This is a genomic window from Desulfovulcanus ferrireducens, from assembly GCF_018704065.1.
GTDB lineage: Bacteria > Desulfobacterota > Desulfovibrionia > Desulfovibrionales > Desulfonatronovibrionaceae > Desulfovulcanus > Desulfovulcanus ferrireducens.
The window spans coordinates 45,046-67,637 of the sequence record NZ_JAGUQP010000003.1 but is presented as its reverse complement, the minus strand read 5'-3'; the positions used below and the strand labels follow the sequence as shown (position 1 = coordinate 67,637).

At 44.2% G+C, this 22,592-nt stretch carries 27 protein-coding genes; 22 read left to right on the top strand and 5 right to left on the bottom strand.

Going from position 1 to position 22,592, the window contains the following annotated elements; genetic code table 11:
- Positions 1–423: 423 nt before the first annotated feature.
- The 4 genes from KFV02_RS02060 to KFV02_RS02045 form a co-directional block, all read right to left on the bottom strand.
- Complete coding sequence (locus KFV02_RS02060) at positions 424–1,716, bottom strand: outer membrane homotrimeric porin (protein ID WP_252379873.1); 1,293 nt, start codon at positions 1,714–1,716, stop codon at positions 424–426.
- A 307-nt stretch (positions 1,717–2,023) separates the two neighbouring features.
- Entirely contained in the window at positions 2,024–3,364 is a 1,341-nt protein-coding gene (hslU, locus tag KFV02_RS02055) for an ATP-dependent protease ATPase subunit HslU (RefSeq protein WP_252379872.1), read from the bottom strand.
- A 70-nt stretch (positions 3,365–3,434) separates the two neighbouring features.
- Complete coding sequence (hslV, locus tag KFV02_RS02050; RefSeq protein ID WP_252379871.1) at positions 3,435–3,983, bottom strand: ATP-dependent protease subunit HslV; 549 nt, start codon at positions 3,981–3,983, stop codon at positions 3,435–3,437.
- Between the two features lie 95 nt (positions 3,984–4,078).
- Positions 4,079–4,606 carry an O-acetyl-ADP-ribose deacetylase gene (locus KFV02_RS02045; RefSeq protein WP_252379870.1) on the bottom strand — a complete coding sequence of 176 codons (528 nt, stop codon included), beginning with the start codon at positions 4,604–4,606 and terminating at the stop codon, positions 4,079–4,081.
- A gap of 210 nt (positions 4,607–4,816) precedes the next feature.
- Here KFV02_RS02045 and KFV02_RS02040 point away from each other — a divergent pair, with 210 nt between their 5' ends.
- The 9 genes from KFV02_RS02040 (at position 4,817) to KFV02_RS02000 (ending at position 10,529) form a co-directional block, all read left to right on the top strand.
- A complete protein-coding gene (locus KFV02_RS02040; protein ID WP_252379869.1) occupies positions 4,817–5,584 on the top strand; it encodes a DUF4198 domain-containing protein in 768 nt (255 codons plus the stop codon).
- Between the two features lie 53 nt (positions 5,585–5,637).
- Positions 5,638–6,234 (top strand): cobalt transporter CbiM, encoded by a 597-nt coding sequence (gene cbiM / locus KFV02_RS02035; protein WP_252379868.1) that lies wholly within the window; start codon positions 5,638–5,640, stop codon positions 6,232–6,234.
- Positions 6,235–6,307: 73 nt separating this feature from the next.
- Positions 6,308–6,925, top strand: coding sequence for a NikL family nickel/cobalt ECF transporter subunit (locus tag KFV02_RS02030; protein WP_252379867.1), 618 nt, complete (start codon positions 6,308–6,310; stop codon positions 6,923–6,925).
- A gap of 48 nt (positions 6,926–6,973) precedes the next feature.
- Positions 6,974–7,741, top strand: coding sequence for a cobalt ECF transporter T component CbiQ (gene cbiQ / locus KFV02_RS02025; protein WP_252379866.1), 768 nt, complete (start codon positions 6,974–6,976; stop codon positions 7,739–7,741).
- 40 nt (positions 7,742–7,781) lie between these two features.
- Positions 7,782–8,504, top strand: coding sequence for an energy-coupling factor ABC transporter ATP-binding protein (locus KFV02_RS02020; RefSeq protein ID WP_289510043.1), 723 nt, complete (start codon positions 7,782–7,784; stop codon positions 8,502–8,504).
- A 518-nt stretch (positions 8,505–9,022) separates the two neighbouring features.
- A complete protein-coding gene (locus KFV02_RS02015) occupies positions 9,023–9,901 on the top strand; it encodes a Tim44 domain-containing protein (protein ID WP_252379865.1) in 879 nt (292 codons plus the stop codon).
- Positions 9,902–9,925: 24 nt separating this feature from the next.
- The gene (locus tag KFV02_RS02010; protein WP_252379864.1) at positions 9,926–10,063 is read left to right on the top strand and encodes a hypothetical protein; all 138 of its coding nucleotides are present in this window, start codon (positions 9,926–9,928) and stop codon (positions 10,061–10,063) included.
- 26 nt (positions 10,064–10,089) lie between these two features.
- Positions 10,090–10,302, top strand: coding sequence for a type II toxin-antitoxin system HicB family antitoxin (locus KFV02_RS02005; RefSeq protein ID WP_252379863.1), 213 nt, complete (start codon positions 10,090–10,092; stop codon positions 10,300–10,302).
- Entirely contained in the window at positions 10,299–10,529 is a 231-nt protein-coding gene (locus tag KFV02_RS02000) for a type II toxin-antitoxin system HicA family toxin (protein ID WP_252379862.1), read from the top strand. The genes KFV02_RS02005 and KFV02_RS02000 overlap by 4 nt, the downstream gene beginning before the upstream one ends.
- Positions 10,530–10,926: 397 nt before the next feature.
- Here the strand turns inward: KFV02_RS02000 and rpmB are convergent, their stop codons facing one another.
- Positions 10,927–11,127 (bottom strand): 50S ribosomal protein L28, encoded by a 201-nt coding sequence (gene rpmB / locus KFV02_RS01995; protein ID WP_252379861.1) that lies wholly within the window; start codon positions 11,125–11,127, stop codon positions 10,927–10,929.
- Positions 11,128–11,338: 211 nt separating this feature from the next.
- Between rpmB and KFV02_RS01990 the strand changes: the two genes are divergently transcribed.
- The 13 genes from KFV02_RS01990 (at position 11,339) to ribH (ending at position 22,589) form a co-directional block, all read left to right on the top strand.
- Positions 11,339–11,866: a YceD family protein gene (locus KFV02_RS01990; protein WP_252379860.1), complete on the top strand. Its 528-nt coding sequence runs from the start codon at positions 11,339–11,341 to the stop codon at positions 11,864–11,866.
- A gap of 79 nt (positions 11,867–11,945) precedes the next feature.
- Positions 11,946–12,125, top strand: coding sequence for a 50S ribosomal protein L32 (gene rpmF, locus KFV02_RS01985; protein ID WP_252379859.1), 180 nt, complete (start codon positions 11,946–11,948; stop codon positions 12,123–12,125).
- Positions 12,118–13,164: a phosphate acyltransferase PlsX gene (gene plsX, locus KFV02_RS01980; RefSeq protein ID WP_252379858.1), complete on the top strand. Its 1,047-nt coding sequence runs from the start codon at positions 12,118–12,120 to the stop codon at positions 13,162–13,164. Before rpmF ends, plsX begins: the two co-directional genes overlap by 8 nt.
- Before the next feature lie 148 nt (positions 13,165–13,312).
- A complete protein-coding gene (locus tag KFV02_RS01975; RefSeq protein WP_252379857.1) occupies positions 13,313–14,296 on the top strand; it encodes a beta-ketoacyl-ACP synthase III in 984 nt (327 codons plus the stop codon).
- A gap of 52 nt (positions 14,297–14,348) precedes the next feature.
- Positions 14,349–15,092, top strand: a complete 744-nt coding sequence (gene fabG / locus KFV02_RS01970) for a 3-oxoacyl-[acyl-carrier-protein] reductase (protein WP_252379856.1) — start codon at positions 14,349–14,351, stop codon at positions 15,090–15,092.
- Positions 15,093–15,275: 183 nt separating this feature from the next.
- On the top strand, positions 15,276–15,506 hold the full coding sequence (gene acpP, locus KFV02_RS01965; protein ID WP_252379855.1) for an acyl carrier protein: 231 nt from the start codon (positions 15,276–15,278) through the stop codon (positions 15,504–15,506).
- Positions 15,507–15,735: 229 nt separating this feature from the next.
- Entirely contained in the window at positions 15,736–16,977 is a 1,242-nt protein-coding gene (fabF, locus tag KFV02_RS01960) for a beta-ketoacyl-ACP synthase II (RefSeq protein WP_252379854.1), read from the top strand.
- 125 nt (positions 16,978–17,102) lie between these two features.
- Positions 17,103–18,341 (top strand): serine hydroxymethyltransferase, encoded by a 1,239-nt coding sequence (gene glyA, locus KFV02_RS01955; protein WP_252379901.1) that lies wholly within the window; start codon positions 17,103–17,105, stop codon positions 18,339–18,341.
- Positions 18,342–18,356: 15 nt separating this feature from the next.
- The gene (locus KFV02_RS01950) at positions 18,357–18,815 is read left to right on the top strand and encodes a deoxycytidylate deaminase (RefSeq protein ID WP_252379853.1); all 459 of its coding nucleotides are present in this window, start codon (positions 18,357–18,359) and stop codon (positions 18,813–18,815) included.
- A gap of 20 nt (positions 18,816–18,835) precedes the next feature.
- On the top strand, positions 18,836–20,032 hold the full coding sequence (ribD, locus tag KFV02_RS01945; RefSeq protein WP_252379852.1) for a bifunctional diaminohydroxyphosphoribosylaminopyrimidine deaminase/5-amino-6-(5-phosphoribosylamino)uracil reductase RibD: 1,197 nt from the start codon (positions 18,836–18,838) through the stop codon (positions 20,030–20,032).
- Between the two features lie 46 nt (positions 20,033–20,078).
- Entirely contained in the window at positions 20,079–20,738 is a 660-nt protein-coding gene (locus KFV02_RS01940; RefSeq protein ID WP_252379851.1) for a riboflavin synthase, read from the top strand.
- A 111-nt stretch (positions 20,739–20,849) separates the two neighbouring features.
- Positions 20,850–22,055: a bifunctional 3,4-dihydroxy-2-butanone-4-phosphate synthase/GTP cyclohydrolase II gene (locus KFV02_RS01935; RefSeq protein ID WP_252379850.1), complete on the top strand. Its 1,206-nt coding sequence runs from the start codon at positions 20,850–20,852 to the stop codon at positions 22,053–22,055.
- A 63-nt stretch (positions 22,056–22,118) separates the two neighbouring features.
- A complete protein-coding gene (ribH, locus tag KFV02_RS01930) occupies positions 22,119–22,589 on the top strand; it encodes a 6,7-dimethyl-8-ribityllumazine synthase (protein ID WP_252379849.1) in 471 nt (156 codons plus the stop codon).
- Positions 22,590–22,592 lie beyond the last annotated feature (3 nt).

Genomic DNA, 22,592 nt, shown 5'->3' with positions numbered 1-22,592 from the left:
AATAGCTTTGTTATGCAACTCTTTTGATGAATTCAAGCTTTAGCTTTAGGATGTGTGATGCTTCTCCTGGAATTGGAATTATTCTATAGTTGTCTTGTTCAATCCAAAATTGAGCGATTTTTTTTGCAGTTTAAACTTTGAGATTGCTTCGTTACACTCGCAATGACAGGGGGGCGAGATTGTCATTGCGAGGGCAGCGAAGCTGCCCGTGGCAATCTCTCCCATTGGGTTAAAATCGCTGTCTCAATAGCTAAAATACAAAATAAGTATTTATGGTTACAAAGTTTAACAAAAAAATCAAAAATAAGGTTCAACCCCCTTTAGTCAAAATCCACCCTGCAAAACGAGTTCATAAAAAAGGCCGGAAAGGCTTTTACCTTTCCGGCCTTATAATGGCGTCAGGGTTGTTATTATAAGTCTAGACTAGAAGTCGTACTTCAAGCCAACAGCGAGGCTCCAAGCAGCTTCGTCTTTATAGTCGTTGCCACGTGTACCCAGATTTTCATCATAGTTGGCTTTTGCATAACCAAGCTCAACTATAGCGGCCAGTTGTTCGTAGATCATATACTTTGAGTTGAGGGTTACTTCCACGAGGCTGTCTTTTTCTGTCAATGTTGCTTGGTCAGCACCAGTGGTGTTTAAGTAATTCTTGTCGGTAGTACCCTTGGCGTACATGATAGAAAAGTTGTGAGTTACGCCATCTACAAAAGAGAGGCCTTTGAGTTTGAGGCCAAGAGCCCACAAACCGGCAACATCTGTATTGGCAATGCCAGCACCCAATGAAGAGGCATCAAAATACATGGTGGTCAAGTATGCGTCAGAAGCGATATTGGGGATAGTCTCGCTACCATCAGTTGCATCATCGTCATTGCCTGTAGCATAGGCAAAGAATACTTCAGGAGTCATAGTATCCATCTTGTAATCTACTGCAACGGCGAATGCCCAACCAGCCTGATCATTGGCAGCAAGATCATCATTAAAGTCACCATAGATCAAATCTGCAGCAACAACGATTGGATCAAACATGTCTGCTTTTACAGCAACACCCAACCAGTAAGCAGAGGCATCTTTAGTAACGGTCATGGAACCTGTAGTTCCGGTGTCATCTCCCATTATAGCGTACAAAGCCCAAGGAGTTACACTCAGAGCATCGGCATTTACAGGCAAGGCTGCATAAAGCAGATCTACTTCATCCTGTGAGCTGTAGTCTGTGGTTTCGCTAGCATTGAGGTCCTTTGCCCTGAACCATCCAACAGTCAAGCCTACCATATCGTTAACAGGACCGTTTACAACAACGCCACCAACACGGCTATCTAATGGAGCATAGTATCCAACAGCAGAAGGAGTGGCTATACCCTGATATCCAGCCTTGATGTTGATAGCAGTTTCAGGCAGATTGAAGCTCAAGTACAGCTGACGGGTTACTGTAGTAAATGTATCGCCTACTTGAACGCCACTATCACCCCATTTACCATCGATAAACTGGAACTGAGCTACTGCTTTAAGATTTTCGCTAGCAACGAACTCAAAGGTAGTTCTTGCTCTTTGCTTGGCCATGAAGTCGTCTTCACCGTCTTGATTAGTGAAGTCTTTGTTGTCAGACCAAAGACCTACGACCCGCCAAGAACCCTTGGCTTTGATGTCTACAGCAGAAGCAGTGGCAACTGTGCCCAGAATAAAAGCAGCAATCAGTGCCAGCAGTGCAAAACGTTTCATAAAAATCTTCCTCCTTTTACAAAGTTCTTAAATCCTAAAAACCTGACGCCAACAATGAGTGTGACCTATATAGATGACTTCAAAAAAAAGCAAGCATTTTTTGGCAATTTTTTGACAAAAGTTAAAAATTTTTTACCGGCCAAATTTTTGAACCGGAGCCGAAAGTGTTTTATAGATAGTTCCCTTTTGCTGCGCGTTATTATCAGGAGGAAGTTAAGAAGATGGGAAGATAGGAAGTTGAGAAAGTCTGGCAATTAATTCACCAAACTTCTTATCTCCCAAACTTCTCAACTTCTTTCTTAAATCCTTATAAAATATACCTGGACAGATCCCTGTCTTCTTGCACATCCTTGAGCTGTTCGCGCACATAGGCCTCATCAATGACCACCTTTTCTCCCCGCCTCTCTGGCGCTTCAAAAGAAAGATCAGACAAGATTTTCTCCATGATTGTATAAAGCCTTCTGGCGCCTATGTTCTCAGTTTCATCGTTTATCTTTTGGGCAAAGGCAGAGATTTCCTTTAGTGCGCTGTCTGTAAACTCGATCTCTATCCCTTCTGTGGCAAGAAGTGCCTTGTACTGTTTGGTCAGGGCATTTTGTGGCTCAGTTAAAATACGGTAAAAATCATCTTTGGTCAGGGCTTTTAATTCCACGCGCAAAGGGAATCTTCCCTGCAGTTCAGGTACCAGATCCGAAGGCTTGGAATAATGGAATGCACCAGCAGCAATAAACAGGATATGGTCTGTGCGGATCATGCCGTATTTGGTGTTGACCACGCATCCTTCTACCACAGGTAATAGGTCTCTCTGTACTCCTTCCCTGGAGACATCTGCCTTGGTCTGGCCGCTGCCGCCGCAAATCTTGTCGATCTCGTCAATAAAGATAATTCCGCTCTGCTCAACCCTTTCTTTGGCAATCTCTATGACCTTGTCCATGTCCACTAAACGTTCGCTCTCCTCCTGTACCAAAAGTTCATAGGCCTGCTTGACCCTGACCTTTTTGGTTTTCTTGCGTTTGGGGAAAATGCGGCTAAACATATCCCGAAACTGCATTTCCATATCTTCCAAGCCTGGCATAGCCATGATCTCGACATGTGGGCCCTGTGCCTTGACACTGACCTCAACAAAACGGTCATCAAGTTTGCCTTCACGCCACAATTTGCGCAGCTTCTCCCTGGTGGAATCATGTGTGGATTCTACTTCACCAGTACCAAACTCAGAGGGAGTTTTTTTTATTGGCAAAAGAAGATCCAGTAGCCTTTCTTCAGCATTGGCTTCGGCCTTGACCTTGACGCGCTTGATTTCCTCCTCCCGAACCATGCTCACGCCAATCTCCATTAAATCGCGAACCATGGACTCTACGTCACGGCCTACATAGCCAACTTCTGTGAATTTTGTCGCCTCTACCTTAAAAAAAGGCGACCCGGCCAGTTTGGCCAGGCGACGGGCAATTTCTGTTTTGCCCACCCCGGTCGGGCCGATCATAATTATATTTTTAGGTGCTATTTCATCCCTCAGCTCCGGATCGAGCTTTTGTCTGCGCCATCTGTTGCGCAAGGCAATGGCCACCATTTTTTTGGCCTCTCGTTGACCAATAACATATCTATCGAGTTCGGAAACGATTTCTCTTGGGGTCAAAGTTGTACTCATAGAATATCCTGATTTATGCAAGTTTTAGTTTTAATTGTTGTTGAACAATAACTCCTCATACCTTAATTTCTTAGCTTCCCGTCTCCCCTAAGGTTTCTACTACAAAATTGTCATTCGTGTACACACAAATGGTAGCGGCTATATGCATGGCTTTTAAAACAATTTCTCTGGTGGAAAGGTTGGTATTTTGTTTCAAGGCCCTGGCTGCTGCGAGGGCATAGGGGCCGCCTGAGCCTATGGCCACAATGCCGTCATCCGGTTCTATGACGTCACCGGCGCCGCTGATAATCAAGAGATTCTCGATGTTGCCCACAACAAGCATGGCTTCCAGGCGACGCAGGAACTTGTCTGTCCGCCAGTCTTTGGCCATCTCCACACTGGCTCGGACAAGATTGCCCCTAAATTCTTCCAGCTTGGCTTCAAAACGTTCAAAAAGAGTAAAGGCATCAGCCGTGGCCCCGGCAAATCCAGCCACAACCCGGTCTTTATATAATCGCCTGACTTTTCTCGCAGTGTGTTTCATGATCACGCCCTGACCAAGAGTAACCTGTCCATCACCGGCCATGGCCAGGCCATGATCATCCTTAACCGCTAGAATTGTTGTTCCTTTAATAGTCATATCCAATTTTTAGCTCCTTGAATTGAGTAAATGAGTAAATGGGTTGATGGGTTAATGGGGTAATAAACTAAATATTGCTTTTAATCTTTGCCTCATTAACCCATCAACTCATCCACCATTTCATCCCAAAGCTCATAACTCTCCTTTGAGTATAAATAAAAATAAATTTCTTGAACCAGTCCTTGTTCAAGCCCTTTTATGCACCTGTTTATGGCAATGGGGATGGCAAGTTGCATGGGGAAGCCATAGGTTCCACAACTAATGGCCGGGAAGGCAATAGTTTTTACCCCATGTGCGCTGGCCAGTTCAAGGCAGGAAGCATAAGCCTGGTCCAGGACCTTTTCCTCTCTACCTTGCCCTCCGTGCCAGATAGGGCCAACAGTGTGAATAACATATTTGGCCGGGAGATTAAAGCCCGGAGTAATTACCGCCTGGCCCGGGGGAAGGTATCCCTTTTCAGCCACGATTTTTTGGCAGGCCCGAAGAAGCTCTGGCCCGGCTGCCCGGTGGATGGCCCCGTCCACGCCTCCACCTCCAGCCAGGCGCGAATTGGCTGCATTAACAATGGCCTCCACGTTTGCCTCGGTAAGATTTCCATAAACAATATGAATTTTGTTGTTCATAGCTAAATATTCTTGAAATTTATACTTAAAAAAAAGACAGGTAAACTCAACAAACTAGAAATCACTTGTCAAGAAAAGAATAAGAATAGCTTTTTCAACGTCAAGTCGGGAGACAGAAAATTTATTTTTTTCTTGACTAATGATACGTTTTTCAAATAAGTTTTACATTATAAGTAGTTATATTTTAATTATCAAAACGGAGGTTTTTTTATGCGCATTTTTAAATTTTTTATGCCTGTTCTTTTGGTTTTAATTCCTTCTGTGTGTCTTGCCCATTTTGGCATGGTCATTCCTTCCCAGTCCATGGTTGCACCGGAGAATAAAGTGGTTGATTTGAAATTATCCTTTTCTCATCCTTTTGAGATGATAGGCATGGAACTGGTTAAACCTGCGAAATTTGGTGTTAAGGTTGGTTCCCAAAACAAAGATTTACTTTCTAAGCTCAAAAAGACCAAGGTCATGGGTCATACTGCCTGGGAAACCAAGTTTAAGGTGAAAAGGCCCGGAGTCTATAAATTTTATATGGAGCCCAAACCTTATTGGGAGCCAGCAGAAGACTGTTTCATTATCCATTACACCAAAACCATTGTTGCTGCGTTTGGCGATGAAGAAGGCTGGGATGAACCCGTTGGTTTGAAAACAGAGATTATTCCCTTGACCCGTCCTTTTGGTCTGTATGCTGGAAATACTTTTCAAGGCCAGGTGCTGGTAGATGGAAAACCCGTTCCTTATTGTGATGTTGAAATCGAGTTCTACAACCAGGGGCATAAGGTAAAGGCTCCTTCGGAATACATGATCACTCAAGTGGTCAAGGCTGATGCCAATGGTGTATTTACTTACACTCCTCCTCGAGCTGGTTGGTGGGGGTTTGCCGGCTTGAATACTGCTGATTTTAAAATAAAAAAAGATGGCCAGGATAAGGATGTTGAGATTGGGGCTGTACTCTGGGTCCAATTCCTGGATTGGCAAGAAAAGTAAAAACAAGTACAGGCCAGATCATTGTATAGATCTGGCCTGATAAGGATAGACACATGCATATATCTGAAGGTGTTTTAAGTCTTCCGGTACTGCTTACCGGGGCCGGACTAACTGTTATCGGCACGGCCTGGGCCCTAAAAAAATTGGATTATAATCAGATCCCCAAGACCGCTATCCTGTCAGCGGTCTTTTTTGTGGCGTCTTTAATCCATGTGCCCATTGGACCCTCTAATATGCACCTGGTCCTGAATGGTTTGACCGGAATTATTTTGGGTCCAGCCTGCATTCTGGCTATTTTGGTAGCTTTGTTCTTGCAGGCAGTATTGTTTCAATTTGGAGGGCTCACTGCCCTTGGAGTAAATACTGTGATTATGGCAGGACCAGCGCTTGTCTGCGGTTTGCTCTATTATAGTTTGCCTGTAAAGCTCAAAAAAAATATATTTGTAAATTTCTGCCTGGGTGCTCTGGGTATTTTGGGTAGCGGATTCTTGGTGGCCATAAGTCTAGCTTTTTCAGGGGAGGCTTTTTTGCCGGCAGCTAAACTCATTATTCTTGCCCATATTCCGGTCATGGTCGTGGAGGGCATAATTGCCAGCTTGACGGTTTCTTTTCTGCACAAGGTCCGGCCTGAAATGATAGAAAAAAGGTGAAGCGGAGAAGGTGTATTGAGTTTTGATTATTTAATAAAAACCAGAAACCCAAAAACAAAAACTAGGAACTAACATGGCTAAATTATTATTGACCATCATTCTTACATTAGGCTTTATTAGCTCCTCTCTGGCCCATCGGGTAAATGTTTTCTGTTGGGTAGAAGGGGGAAAAATCAATTGTACGGGAAAATTTGCCTCTGGCAACAAGGCGCAAGACTGCCTGGTCAAGATCCTGGATAAAAAGAGCGGCCAAGTTCTGGTCCAGGGTAAGACTAATGACCAGGGAGAGGTTTCTATACCTATTCCTCAAAAGGCCATTAAAGAAAAATTGGATCTTGAAGTTGAGTTGATTGCTGGTATGGGCCACAAGAACACATGGCCTATCCCGGCTGATGAACTTGTTGGGGATGAAATTTCCGAAGATACGGCACAGACTGCTGATATTGATACGCCTGTAGAATCCCAAAAATCTGAAACTGAGGTTCAGTCAAAGGTTGTAGCAGCCAGTAACATAGATACCGCCAGCCTGGAAAAGGTCTTGAACAAAGTGCTGGATCGAAAACTTAAGCCGGTTATGGAAAAGCTTACTCTTCTACAGGAAAGGCCGATAAGTTTTGCTGACATTTTTGGGGGCATTGGCTATATTCTAGGTCTTATGGGCATTGCCATGTATTTCAAGAGCAAAAAGTAGAGAGCGGACATTAAATTTAATTAGTGAACTACGTAGATTCGGGTTAAAATGCTTGAGCAGGAGTTTATAGCTTATAAATCTTTTATTCATAGCCTGGACCCGCGAATAAGACTGGTCCAGGCTTTTATTTTGTCAGTTGTCCTGGCTCTTAGTTCTTCGTTGCCTGTCCTCTCTGCTGGTATTGCCAGTGCAGTAATTCTCTATTTTCTTTCATGTCTTCCCCTGCAAAAGCTTCTATCCAGGCTCTTGGTCATAAATACATTTATACTTTTTCTTTGGGCAGTGCTCCCGTTTTCCTATCCGGGGCAGACCTTGTTCTCTCTTGGCCCTTTATCTGCCAGCAAAGAGGGTTTGATTTTGGCCTTGCAAATTACTTTAAAAGCCAATGCAATTATGACCATCTTTATTGCTCTTATTTCCACCATCCCTGTGCCTACCATTGGCTATGCCTTGCAACAGCTAGGCCTGCCAGAAAAGCTTACCTATTTACTGATTTTTTCATTCAGGTATATTTTTGTCCTCGAAGAAGAAAAAAAAAGGCTGTTACGTTCTCTGAAAGTCAGGGGATTTAACCCTAAAACCAACCTGCACACCTATAAAACTTATGCTTGCCTTTTGGGCCTTATCCTCGTCAGATCGTGGGACAGGGCAGAGCAGGTGCACAAGGCCATGCTCTGCCGGGGCTTCCAGGGAAAATTTTATTCTCTGCACAAATTCTCCTTGACCAAAAAAGACTTTTCCTTTTTCCTGACATCATCTATATTTGCCTCCGTGTTGTTGATGCTGGAATATATAAACCCTATTTTTTTTAAATAATTCAACGCTTCGCTATTCAGCATTCAACATTATTATTATTATGAAGTTAGTTTCTTTAAAAAATATCTCTTTTGCCTATCCAAATGGGTCGGCTTTGCTCGATCAATTAAACTTTGAGCTTTACTCCGGAGAACGGGTAGGTATAATTGGGCCCAATGGTAGCGGCAAAACAACTCTGGCTCACATCATCATGGGCCTGATTAAGCCCAGGAGCGGACAGATTGAAATTTTCGGTCAAATAATAAGGAGCGAAAAGGACTTTCAAAAGATTAGGCCACGTATTGGGTTTGTTTTTCAAAATGCTGATGACCAGCTTATCTACCCAACTGTTTTGGAAGATGTGGCATTTGGCCCGTTAAACCTGGGTCACTCTCCGGAAAAAGCCAAGGAACTTGCCCGTGCTATACTGGCCAAGCTTGGCCTTAGCGAGTTTGAACAACGGTTTACACATAACCTTTCTGGCGGAGAAAAAAAACTGGTCTCCATTGCCACTGTCCTTGTCATGGAGCCGGAAGCACTTATTTTTGATGAACCTACTACAGGACTGGACGAACAAACCAGGCGAAAACTTATCAAGATTATTCAAGATTTAGACATTGCACAGATTATCATTTCCCATGACTATGATTTTCTTGCCCAGACCACAAAAAAACAATATTTAATGAAACAGGGCAAGCTCGTGTACGACCAGTCAGTGGTGATGCATAAACACATCCATGTCCATCCTTTAGGTCAAATTCCGCATAAACATGAAGAAGCTTAAATGTTCAACGTTCAATGTTGATTGTCAGAGGTAAGCGCCTGAATCCGTTAATTTTCGTCGATTACTTGTTTTATGAGTGAGCAGTGGACAGAGAAGAAAAGCAAAGGGGTCTGACCCCAGATGCCATGTTTGCTAGTACAACTTCACAGATTCAGGTAAGCGTAAGAATTTCAACCTCAACTTTCTTAGTTAATTTGCGAGCGCATTTTCTTCAATGCGAACAAAGACTTGGACACATCTAAGGCTTGCTTGCGGGCTGTGCATAATGGGGTTAGCCAATAGAATATTATTTAATGTCTTTTCTGTTGTTATGATGGGTTTCGAAAGTTCGATGGAATAACCTCCCTATGCACAGCACTTCCGCAATCTTCGCCAAGATGTGTTACCCAACCCGTTTGTAATGCATTTCAGAAAATGCACTCTTCAATTGTGTAGTAATTTGAGGATGTTAATCGTGTCAGAAAGTTGAGATTTCAACATTGAACATTGAACATTGAACGTTGAATACGGAGGAAATAATGAATTGGAAGAAGATGCTTATAATTTTGATTCCTGTTTTGATTTTTAGTTTTTTTCTGGACTTTGACCACCAAGCCTTCGGTAAAAGATTTGGCGGAGGGCGTTCTTTTGGCAGCAGGCCAAGTTATAATCGCAGCTATACCAAAAAAATTCCTTCCAAACCTTATACTAGTAAATCATACGCCAACTCCCGTGGACAGAGATCAACCTTTTCACGTCCTGGATTGTGGGGCTTTCTAGGTGGTCTTGCTATGGGCGGCCTGCTAGGCTCTCTTTTTTTTGGTGGACCATTTCATGGTCCCAACCTCCTGGATTTGTTGATCATTGGTGGAGTGATCTTTCTTATCTTTAAGTTTATGCGATCGAAAAGACCTGCTGAAGAACCATCTATATCGTCATATTCCGGAACAAGATATGAGTCTTCAACCCGTCCGGAAGCATCATGGGACAATTTGCGTACGGGCTCAGGAGGGCAGTTATCGTCCGAACCGGAAATAAAACTCCCGGACGGCTTTGATGAGCAGGAGTTTTTAAAAGGGGCCAAGGCTGCCTTTTTAAGGATGCAGGAATCCTGGGACAAAAGGGATCTGGAGGATATAAAGCAGTTCACAAGCCCGGAAGTATTTGCTTTCATCAAGGCTCAGGCTCAGGAGGATCCGCATCCTGGCAAAACAGAAATTTTGCTTGTAAACGCCAGGCTGTTGGATGTCCGTGAGGAAGGGGGCAGAACCATTGCCTCGGTTTACTTTGATGCTCTGATGCGTGAAGAGCCAGAGCAAAGTAATCCTCAGCAGGTGCGCGAAGTATGGCATTTTAGTCGGCAAACCGATGAGCCTAACTCTTCCTGGGTTCTGGAAGGGATTCAGCAGCTTGCTTAAGAGTCTGTAGCCAGCACATTTAAGATGGTAAGTTTGCATGACTATTTTGATGGTTGTTTTTTTATGCAGGTGCAAACTCCTGGAACCAGCTATAGTTTGCTTGCGGGCAGAGCTGACGGAGTATTCAGGATAAACGAATATTCTTTTATTATTGATAGTTAGCCAACAAATAAAGATAGGAGGCATTTATGAAATATCGAGTTATTATTGAACAAGATGAAGATGGGATCTTTGTTGCAGAGGTTCCTTCTCTACCTGGCTGTATTTCTCAAGGAGAAACACGTGTTGAGGCGTTAACGAATATTCAAGAAGCAATTGAAGCATATATTGAAAGTTTGAAAGCTCACAATGAACCTATTCCCCCATCCATTGATGAAGAAATTGTAGAGGTAGCAGTGTGAGTATACTTCCAAGAGTATCGGGACGAGAAGTAGTGTCAGCATTGTCAAAGGTAGGTTATGAAAGAGACAGGCAGAAAGGCAGTCATATAATCCTACGACAAGTCGTGTATCCTCATAGACGTATTGTTGTTCCGGATCATCGAGAAATAGCAAAAGGCACATTACGGAAAATCATAAAACAAGTTGGATTAACTGTGGAAGAGTTTAAACAACTCTTAAGAAATTGATATATGTTTTGCGCAAATTTCGCTCTGGGAGCAGTTTTCAGTTGGCCACAAACTTAGATAATCAAAATAGATAGTTACAACAAGATTCACAGATTGATGACACTTAAGTAGTAGCATTTAGGAGAGAAGAGGAGGGATAAAGTGAATGATGCTAACGGCCCTGAATTAAAGTGCAAATTTTGTAACTCGCCGGTTCAGATCGTTGGCCGGTGAGCAGGAGCCAGGGTAGTTTGCAGGTCGTGTAAAATGGAAATGCCCCTCACATTTTATAAAGATGAGGTTGATAAGTGGAAAGAAGAGATGTGTTTCGAGTTTTACAGGAAGGACAAATAGCGAAGTTAGGCCAGGGTGTTATTTCTACAAAATAAAAAAAGGCGGCTGGTTTAGCCGCCTTTTTTTATTTTGCCATTGGCTTGACGACAGCGCCGGAGCGAATGCACCTGGTGCACACGCTAATTTTCTTTACCTGTCCACTGGGTAATTGGGCCTTGACTTTCTGCAGATTGGGCATAAATCTTCTTTTAGTTTTATTATTGGCATGGCTGACATTATTCCCAACCTGAGGCTTCTTTCCGCAGATAGCACATTCTTTTCCCATAACCGAACCTCCTCACTCGTTATGTAAATCTTTGATTTGTCTCAAAAATTTATTTCGCGAGGTCTAAAACATACGGTTTTTGCAACTCGCGAATTCATCCACTCAATGCCAAAGAATTTACTCTCCTAACTTGCTTGCTCAAAAATAGCAAGTGCAAACTCCTTGACAAGAAAATTATTCGCAATATAGACAGCTTGTTTCCGAGGTGATTATGCAAAAAAAATGGCTCTCTTTGACCGACATCCCGGCAGAAGGCCGGGAATTTTCTTTTCAAGATGACCAGGCGTGGGTGTACTTGTGGGAGAAAAACAAGTTGCCCTGCGCTATGGCTGAAAGTTTAGTCGTTTGGCTTAGTATTATCCCCCAAAAAAAAGGATTTTACATCCAGGGAAAAATCAGCGGTTCTGTTTTTTTGCCATGTAACCGCTGTTTGGAGCAGGCGAGGGTTGGTGTTGATTACTCTTTTGGCCTTTTTGAGGAGTTTGAGCCGGTTGAACCTGACCATGTTCAAAAACCTCTGCTCCGCTTTATTGATGGGGCCTGGGAGCTTGATATAGAGCATTTATTTTGGGAACAATTTGTCCTTGCCTTGCCCGATAAGTATCTTTGCTCAGAGAGCTGCAAGGGTCTTTGTCCACATTGTGGTCAAAATTTGAATGAAAAAATTTGCAGTTGTGAGCGAAATGCTGGCGACCCACGGCTGGCTGTGTTAAAACAATTTAAAGTTAAGGGTAATTAGGATTGTAAAGGTTGAGAGCATATCCGTTTAACATCACAACTCAACTACTCGAGTTTAACCATTAAGAAGAGGTGAAATCATGGCTGTACCAAAGAAGAAAACATCCAAATCCAAAAAAGGTATGCGCAGGTCTCATGACCATATCTCTGCTCCCAATTTTATTTACTGCGAGTGCGGCGAAGCCACATTGCCCCACCGCATTTGTCCTGGTTGTGGCAATTATAAAGGGAGACAATATTTAAGGCGCGAGGATGCCTAAGCAAACCCCTTGCATTGCTATCGATGCCATGGGAGGGGACCACGGTCCCCAAGTCGTTATCCCAGGCGCTTTAAAGGCCGCCAGGGCAGAACGGCTTTCTCTGATTCTAGTCGGCGATGAAAAGATTCTTTCCCAGGAGTTAAAACAACATAAAACGAATGGGTTAGATATTGAAGTTGTCCATGCTCCAGAAGTCGCAGGCATGTCAGAAAAGCCATCTGAGATTTTGCGCAAAAAGAAAAATACCTCTATTGAGGTGGCATTCAGGTTGGTGCGCGAAGGTAAGGCCCATGGTGTAGTCAGTGCTGGTAATTCCGGCGCTACTTTGGCCTGCGGCATGTTTATTCTGGGGCGAATCAAAGGTGTTGAGCGCCCAGCCCTGGCCTCGATCATTCCTTCTGAAAAGGGCCCGACCATTTTGATCGATGTCGGTGCCAATGTGGATTGCAAGCCTTACCATTTGGTTCAATTCGGGCTCATGGCGGATGTCCTGGCTCGGGATGTGTTGCACATAGAGAAACCGCGGGTCGGGATCTTAACCATTGGTGAGGAAGAGGGCAAAGGCAATAAGCTGGTCAGGGAAGCAGTTGAATTGTTCAGGATGTCTTCCCTAAATTTCATAGGCAATGTAGAAGGTCGGGATATATTTACAGGCAAAGCAGACATTGTTGTCTGCGATGGTTTTGTGGGCAATATTGCCCTGAAACTTATGGAAGGCCTGGCCATATCTTTGACCAAGTTGTTAAAGGCCGAGGTAAAAAAAAGTTTTTTGGCTCGTCTTGGTTTTCTCCTGGGGATCAGGGCCCTAAAGCGTTTTGGGCGCCGAATTGACTACGCTGAATATGGGGGTGCCCCGCTTCTTGGCTTAAGAGGCATTGCCATTGTCTGTCATGGCTCCTCCAACAGCAAGGCCATAACAAATGCAGTGCATATGGCCGCTACCTTTATTAAAAACCAGGCTAATGAACATCTGGTAGAAGGTTTATCCGCCAACAGAGAATTGAGCATCTTTGGTAAGAGGGCCTTGCCGCGTTCATAAATTGAATGTTGAGTGATTTATTTGTTCTGAAGGAAAAGTTCATTTAAGATAGGAAAATTTGATTGAATTTGTGCGTCTTGTGAAAAAATTATCTTTAGCTTACGTCTTGTGTCCTGTGCTTTAGCCTTTAAAAAATAGGATCATTTACATGGATAGAGAAACGCAAATTTGTGGTCTCGGCTTTTATGTGCCGGACAAGATTTTGACCAACGACGACTTGGAAAAATTAGTGGATACTTCGGATGAGTGGATAACAACCAGAACAGGTATTAAAAAACGGCACATTGTTGAGGATGAGGCCTGTTCTGATCTGGCTTTGGTTGCCGCTCAAAATGCCCTTCAGGATGCCCACCTTGAACCCCAAGACTTAACTCATATTATTACGGCTACCTTTACGCCTGACAGTTACATTCCCAGTGCTGCATGTGTATTGCAAAAAAAATTGGGCATCAAAGATATTCCTAGTTGTGATATAAATGCTGCTTGCACTGGTTTTATTTATGCCCTTGACCTGGCAAGAGGTTTTTGTGCTCTCTATGCAGATGCAAAAGTCCTCGTTGTAGCCTCAGAAGTGGTTACATCGAGAGTCAATTTTAATGATCGCTCTACCTGCGTACTTTTTGGTGATGGCGCAGGAGCTGTGATTCTTTCTAATTCTGGGGAAGACGGAGCCGTACTCGAAGATGTTCTATTAAAAGCAGATGGGTCCTTAGGGGAGCTATTAACTGTCAAGGGCGGCGGTTCAGCATACCCTTTGACCTTTGGTCAAAAGGCCGATGAGGACTTTTTTGTCCAGATGCAAGGCCAGACCGTGTTCAAGCATGCTGTACGCTCCATGTCTAATATTGCTCTTGAAATCTTGAAAAAGAACAATTTGTCTGTGGAGGATATTAACCTACTTATCCCTCATCAGGCCAATAACCGCATTATAGAAGCGGTGGGCAAAAAATTAGAGTTTCCGCCTGAAAAAATTTTTGTCAATGTACAGGATTATGGCAATACTTCGGCAGCTTCTGTACCTATTGCACTGGCCGAAGCAAAACAAAAAGGACGCATTGCTCCTGGCGATCGTGTGTTATTAGTGGCCTTTGGTGGAGGCTTTACTTGGGGGGCTGCCCTTGTAAAGTTTTAGAGTATTGAGTTTTGTGTTCTGAGGTGAAGTTCAAATTATTAAGAGGCTTTTTATGGGAGAATTAGTTAGAACAGCATTAATTACTGGTGGATCAAGAGGAATAGGTAAGGCCGCTGCATTACGTCTTGCCAAGATGGGGTATCAAATTTTTCTGACTTATGTGAGTAAACCCGAACTGGCCGAGCAAACCTGTGCCCAGATTGCAGACCAAGGTGGGCAAGCCAAGGCTTTTTGTCTGGATATTGGCGATTGGGATCAAGTGGTAAGTTTTTTTGAGAAAGAAATTAGAAAAAAAGTTTTTTTGGAAGTCTTGGTCAATAATGCCGGCATGACCAAAGATGGGTTGCTTATACGCATGAATAAGGAACAATGGGAAAAGGTGATTCAGGTAAACCTTACCGGCTCGTTTGTCTGCCTGCAACAGGCGGCCAAGATCATGATTAAACAGCGTTATGGCCGGATTATCAATATAACATCTGTCACTGGCCAGGCAGGCAACCCGGGACAGGCCAATTATACTGCAGCAAAGGCCGGTATGATTGGTTTGACCAAGACTGCGGCCCTGGAACTGGCCTCAAGAAACATTACAGTCAATGCTGTTGCTCCCGGCTTTATCACCACGGATATGACTGCTGGCCTTCCTGAAAATCTGCAAAATGAATATCTGAACAAGATACCTCTTCAACGCTTTGGAACTGCTGAAGATATAGCCGAAGCCATTGCTTTTCTGGCCTCAAAGGAGGCTTCCTATATTACCGGGCAAGTTATTAACGTAAATGGGGGAATGTACCTGTAATAGAAGACTCGGCTTTAAAAAATTTGAAGTTGGAAGGCTTGAGTGTTAAGTTGAAAAGCCAGTTTTCCATTTTAAAAGTTTACATTTATCAACTCTACACTCTAGTCCCGACATTTTTTATGTTTTTATTTGTTAAAATTTAATAATGCTACATTTTAAACAAAAATAATCATGGAGGGAACTATGTCAGTTGAGGAAAAAGTGAAAGAAATTGTTGTGGAACAATTAGGTGTTTCTGCTGATGAAGTAAAGCCAGAGTCAAAATTTGTGGAAGATCTTGGCGCGGACTCCCTGGATCTCACTGAACTGATCATGGCCATGGAAGAAGAGTTCGATATCGAAATCGACGATGAGAAGGCCCAACAAATCAGGACAGTGCAGGACGCAATCGATTTCATTAAGGCCAATCAGTAATCTGGATACCAGTTATCCTTCTTAGGCACATTGAGTGGTGGAATAAACCGGTCTGGATAAATAAGATCACAGGGGGTAGCCCCATTAGGGGCTACCCCAAAAAACTATCGGCTTCGTGTTATTATTTCTTAAGGTAGAGACCCCGTTAAATTAAAGTTCTGTGATCGTTTATATCTATACTCTAAACATTAAACTTTAAAAAAAACTTTAAACTTTTTTCGAGGTAGTCATGCTCAACAGGGTTGTCGTCACAGGTCTGGCAGCCATAACGCCTATTGGCCCCAATTTGCAAAAAAGCTGGGATAATCTTTTGGCTGGAGTAAGTGGAGTCGATAAAATTACCAGATTTGACTGTCAGGATTATGCGACCAAAATTGCGGCCGAGGTCAAGGATTTCAAGGTTGAAGACTTTCTGTCTCCTAAACTGGCCAGAAGGCTGGACAGATTCTGCCAGTTTGCAGTTGCTGCAGCGAAAATGCTCGTTGAAGATGCCAATTGGTCCACTCAAGAGGAGAAGGCAGACGAGTTGGGGGTCATCTTGGGTTGCGGCTTGGGAGGCTTAGAAACCATTGAAGAATTTCACACAAAATTGATGAAATCCGGGCCCAGGCGAGTTTCTCCATTTTACATTCCACAGTTGATTTCAAACATGGCTTCCGGACAGGTTTCCATTGCAACAGGAGCCAAAGGCCCCAATCTGGCAACTACTTCAGCCTGTGCCTCTGGCCTCCATGCTATAGGGTATGCTTACTCTGACATTAAATTGGGGCGAGTCAAGGCCATGATTACAGGTGGCGTTGAGTCAACAATAACCCCTATGGCTGTATCAGGCTTTAACGCCATGAGAGCTTTATCGACACGCAATGATGAGCCCCAAAAGGCAAGCCGTCCTTTTGACAAGGATCGGGATGGATTTGTCATTGGTGAAGGATGCGGTTTTTTGCTTCTGGAATCCCTGGAGCATGCACTGGAGCGTGGGGCTAAGATTTATGCTGAAGTTGTTGGTTTTGGAGCTTCTTCTGATGCCTATCACATGACTGCTCCCGAGGAAAGTGGTGCAGGTATGGCTCAGGCGATGCAGAGTGCTCTTAAAGAGGCTGACGTAAGTCCTGAGGATATCGACCATATCAATGCCCACGGCACTTCCACTAAATTAAATGATATTTGTGAAACCAGGGCCATTAAGAAAGTTTTTGGTCAACATGCCTATGATATTCTTATTACAGCTAATAAATCCATGATCGGTCATACGCTCGGAGCAGCAGGTGGCATTGAAAGTGTTTTTAGTGTACTCAGCGTTTTTGAGAGTAAAATTCCCGGAACTATTAACCTGGAACATCCTGATCCCGAATGTGATCTTAATTATTGTCCCGGCAAGTCAATAGAGAAAGAAATTCAGTTTGCCCTGTGCAATTCATTTGGCTTTGGCGGCACGAATGGCTCTATTTTATTTAGAAAGTTTCAGGGATAGAGGGTCGCAAGTTAGGAAGATAAGAGGGAAGTTGGAAAAATAAAATTATCTATGTAAATGTAATCACTTATCTTTCAGCTTAATACTTGTATATTGTACATTGAACATGGAGAAATAAGATAATGATGGATGAACTGAAGAGAAAAGATCCTGAAGTATTTAAGGCTATTGCCCTGGAAGAAGAACGACAAATAAGCAAGCTGGAGCTTATTGCTTCGGAAAATTTTACATCCCTTGCCGTGCGCCAGGCAATGGGCAGTGTTATGACACACAAATATGCTGAGGGCTATCCTGGTAAAAGATATTACGGTGGATGCGAATTCGTTGACATGGCTGAAGATCTGGCAAGAGAGCGGGCTAAAAAACTTTTTCAGGCCGAGTATGTTAATGTTCAGCCACACTCCGGCTCCCAAGCAAATATGGGAGTTTATTTCGGCGCCGTAGAAATCGGTGATACCATTCTGGGCATGAACCTTTCACATGGTGGTCATTTGACTCACGGCAGCCCGGTCAATTTTTCGGGAAAACTTTATAATGTTGTTTTTTATGGGGTACAAAAAGAGACCGGGACCATTGACTATGACCAGGTGGAGAAACTGGCTCTTGAGCACAAGCCAAAACTCATCGTGGCAGGAGCCAGTGCCTATCCCAGGACCATAGATTTTGCCAGATTCCGCGAGATTGCAGATAAGGTTGGGGCTAAGTTAATGGTGGACATGGCACATATTGCAGGTCTTATTGCCGCTGATCTTCATCCATCCCCGATCCCTTTTGCCCATTTTACCACAACCACCACGCATAAAACTTTGCGTGGCCCGCGCGGTGGCATGATATTGAGCTCGGAAGAATTTGGTAAGATGTTAAATTCCCAAATTTTTCCCGGAATCCAGGGCGGGCCATTAATGCATATTATTGCTGCCAAGGCCGTGGCCCTTGGTGAGGCACTAAAGCCAGAGTTCAAAGAGTATCAAAAAATGGTTATTGAAAACGCCAAAACCTTGGCTAAAGATCTGGTGGATGCCGGTTTTAATCTGGTTTCCGGAGGTACCGACAACCATCTTATCCTGGTTGATCTAACTAACAAGGACATAACTGGCAAAGAAGCGGAAATTGCCCTGGATAAAGCGGGCATCACTGTAAACAAAAACACAATTCCTTTTGAAACAAGATCTCCCTTTGTCACCTCCGGGATCAGGCTTGGCACTCCAGCTCTGACTACCAGGGGGATGAAGCCTGAGCATATGCATAAGATTGTGGACTGGATAGTCAAAGCCTTAGAAAGCAGAGAGAACGACACCAGATTGGATGAAGTAAGGCAAGAAGTAGAAAAATTTGCGCGTGAATTTCCTCTGTTTGCCTGGTAACATTTCGATAATATTATGGCTGACACTAGACTTAGTTGGGATGAATATTACATGCGCATCGCCCACTTGGTGGCGGAAAGATCCACATGTCTTAGGCGCAAGGTAGGGGCTATAGCTGTCAAGGAAAAGCGCATTCTAGCCACAGGATATAATGGTGCCCCGGCAGGTCTTGCCCATTGCCTGGACATTGGCTGTTTACGGGAACGACTAAAAATTCCTTCCGGCCAGAGACATGAACTGTGCCGGGGGTTACATGCCGAACAAAATATAATCATCCAGGCCGCAGTCCACGGCGTAAGTATCGCGGACGCCACCATCTATTGCACAACCCAGCCATGTCTTATCTGTACTAAAATGCTCATCAATTGTGGCATCACCGCCATCTATTTTGCGGAAGGCTATCCGGATGAACTGGCTCAGCAAATGCTCAAAGAGGCCGGGATCAAATTTAAACTCTTGTCTTTTGATTCGTAGTTCGGATTTGTAAGACAGGTATGAACAAAGACCAGATTATGCTCCAGGCCGCCTACCTAGCCAAACAGGGTAAGGGAAAAACAGCGCCTAATCCCTGTGTTGGTGCGGTCATAGTCAAGGACGGACAAATAGTGGCCAGGGGCTGGCATAAGGCCTATGGTCAAGCTCATGCCGAGGTGGAGGCCATTACTGAGGCCAGAAACAAAGGTGTTGACCTGAAAAACACTTCCCTTTTCGTTACCTTGGAGCCATGTAATCATTATGGTAAAACCCCACCCTGTACCAGAGCTATTTTAGAAGCTGGCATTAAAAAGGTCTTTGTAGGTGCGAGGGATCCCAACCCGCATGTCCAGGGAGGAGGAATCGAGTTTTTGCGGGCCAATGGCGTCCGGGTTGAAGCAGGTATTCTAGAGGAGGAGTGCCGGGATCTTATTGCCGACTTCATTGCCTGGACCCAGGAGAAAAGACCCTATTCTTACCTTAAAATCGCCTCAACCCTGGATGGGAAAATTGCTACTTATAACGGCCATTCTAAATGGATAACAAGTCATAAGGCCAGGGAAGAAGTACATCGTTTGCGCTCTCAGGTAGGAGCCGTTATTGTTGGTGGCAACACCTTTTATGCGGATAACCCCAAACTTACTTGCCGGCTTGAAGGGGATGAATTGGCTCAGCCTCTGGCAGTTATCGTCACCTCTAGACTGCCTGAGACGGATGATTCTTTTTATCTTCTGTCTGAGAGGGCAGCGCAAACTGTTTTTTGGACCACTGAAGAAAAGGCCAGCTCTTCTCAGGCCGAGAGATTAAGGAGTTTAGGCTGCCAGGTCTGGGGGCTGCCTTTGGAAGCTGAGAAGCAGGGGAGTTGGGAAGCAGGAAAGTTAGAACGAGGTGAAGACACAGAAAAACAGAACGTAGAATCTCAAAGGCGGGGATTTGATCTGCGGAGTGGTTTTGATCGTTTGTTTCAGGAATATAAAATTTATTATACTTTATGCGAGGGTGGGGGCAGATTGGCTTTAAGCCTTCTAGAGCAGGATTTGGTGGATGAGCTGTGCTTGTTCCTGGCGCCCAAAATTTTAGGTGATAATGCAGCCACCTCAAGCTTTAGTGGCCGCAAAGTAGAGTCAATGGATGAGGCCATAAATTTTCGGCTTACAGATTTAAGCAGGATCGGGCCGGATATATTCTTACGCCTTATGAAAAATCGTGATAACTAATTTGTGATAGAGTTTAATAAAAAACTATTAGCCACGAGCTAAATCTATGTTTACAGGACTGATTCAGGGAATAGGTGAAATCCAGGGTATTGAAGCCAGAGGGAAAGAGAGTAGAATCCGCATAAGCCCTCTTTTTGTCCTGGAAGACTATGTCTTGGGAGAAAGCATTGCTGTAAACGGCGTCTGTTTAACTGTAGAAGACTTTGGAGCCAATTGGTTTTTGGTTTATGCCTCAAAAGAGACTTTATCCAGGACAAACCTGAACCTTCTTGGGATTGGAAGTAAAGTTAATCTGGAACGGGCCCTGGCTCTGGGTGATAGGTTGGGTGGGCACCTCGTTTCCGGACATGTTGATTGTCTGGCCAAGGTAGAGTCCATCAAGAGGGCCGGGGAGTCCAGAGTCTATCGCTTAAGCTTTCCAAAAGAACAGGCACCTTTTGTCATTCCCAAGGGCTCTGTGGCTCTGGACGGGATCAGTCTGACCGTCAATAATTGTGGCCAGGATTATCTGGAAGTAAATATTATACCGGCTACCCAAAAAGAAACCACCATCTCATCGTGGAAGCCAGGCACTCTGGTGAATATGGAGACTGACCTTATAGGCAAGTATGTGTATCGAATTCTTCAGCCCTGGCAGGAGGGCGAGTCCCGCTCCCTGTCTTCTCAAGGATTAACCTTAGATTTTTTAAGGAAGCACGGGTTTTAGACAATGTTTACAGGACCTGGGGGCATGGGCGTTAGCGACTAAATTGAAGTCAATTATAAAAAAGCCACGAGCTGTCAGCTATGAGCAAAACTGATAAACAGAGGGGTTACTATGCCTAAATGTACTATTGAAGAAGCCATCGAAGAAATCCGTCAGGGACGGATGGTTATTTTAGTTGATGACGAAGATCGTGAGAACGAAGGGGACTTGACCATTGCCGCGGAGAAAATCACCCCTGAAGCCATTAACTTTATGGCCAAATACGGTAGGGGGCTCATCTGTCTGGCTCTGGCTCCCGAGTGGGTGGACAAATTGGGTTTGCCCATGATGGCCCAAAAGAATACCTCTAAGTTTGGTACGGCTTTTACTGTGTCCATTGAGGCCAAGCAGGGGGTGACAACAGGTATTTCTGCTTATGATCGAGCTACAACAATACTTACAGCTGTGCAGGACGATGTAACCCCTGATGATATCGCCACCCCAGGCCATGTGTTCCCTTTACGGGCCAGGAAGGGAGGCGTGTTGGTCAGAGCCGGTCAGACTGAAGGCAGCGTTGATCTTGCCCGTCTGGCAGGACTTAAACCTGCTGCTGTCATCTGCGAAATCATGCGTGACGACGGGAATATGGCCAGAATGCCAGATCTTGAAAAGTTTGCTGCTGAGCATAATTTAAAGATTTGTACTATTGAGGATCTTATTAGATATAGATCTAAATTTGACTCTCTTGTACATAGAGTCGCTGAAGCCGATCTTCCCACTAGTTATGGCCATTTTAAAGCCATTGCCTATGAGAGTGAGATAGATGATTATACGCACTTGGCCTTGGTCAAGGGAGAGTGGGAGAAAGATGACCCAGTTCTGGTGAGAGTGCACAGCCAATGTCTGACTGGAGATGTGTTTGGCTCATTGCGTTGTGATTGTGGCAATCAGCTGACAACTGCCATGCAAATGGTAGAACAGGAAGGACAGGGAGTCATTCTGTATATGCGCCAGGAAGGCCGAGGAATCGGTCTGGGTAATAAAATTCGGGCCTATGCTCTGCAGGATCAGGGCAAAGACACTGTTGAAGCCAATCTAGAGCTTGGGTTCGCCCCGGATTTAAGGGATTATGGCATTGGGGCCCAAATCCTGGTGGACCTTGGGATAAGCAAAATGCGTCTTATGACCAATAATCCCAAGAAAATTATTGGTCTTGAAGGTTATGGTCTTGAAGTGGTGGAAAGGGTGCCTATTGAAGTGCAGCCTTGTGAAGAAAATCTCTGTTATTTAAAGACCAAAAAGGAAAAAATGGGTCATCTTTTGAAAATGAAGAGTTAATGAGTAATAGTCATGTGATGTGTGCGATTGTTATCACTCGCCATTTAATGAAGGAGTATTAAGATGTCAGACATCAATATCATTGAAGGCAAGTTAGATGCCAAGGATTTAAAATTTGCCCTTGTAGCTAGCCGGTTCAACGATTTTATCGTGGACAAACTGGTTGGTGGGGCGGTTGATTATCTTGTCCGTCATGGGGCCCTGCGAGAGAATTTAACCATTGTCAAAATTCCCGGAGCCTTTGAAATGCCTGTAGTGGCTAAAAAATTGGCCCAGAAAAATGAATATGACGGTATTATCTGTCTGGGCGCGGTTATTCGCGGAGCCACTCCTCATTTTGATTATGTGGCCGCCGAGGTCAGCAAAGGCATTGCTCAGACATCACTGGAAACCGGAACTCCCATTGGATTTGGCGTCCTGACTACAGACACCCTGGAGCAGGCCATTGAACGTGCCGGCAGTAAAGCAGGCAACAAGGGTGTTGAGGCAGCGGCAGCAGTTTTGGAAACGATTCGGGTCCTTGAACAAATTTAAATA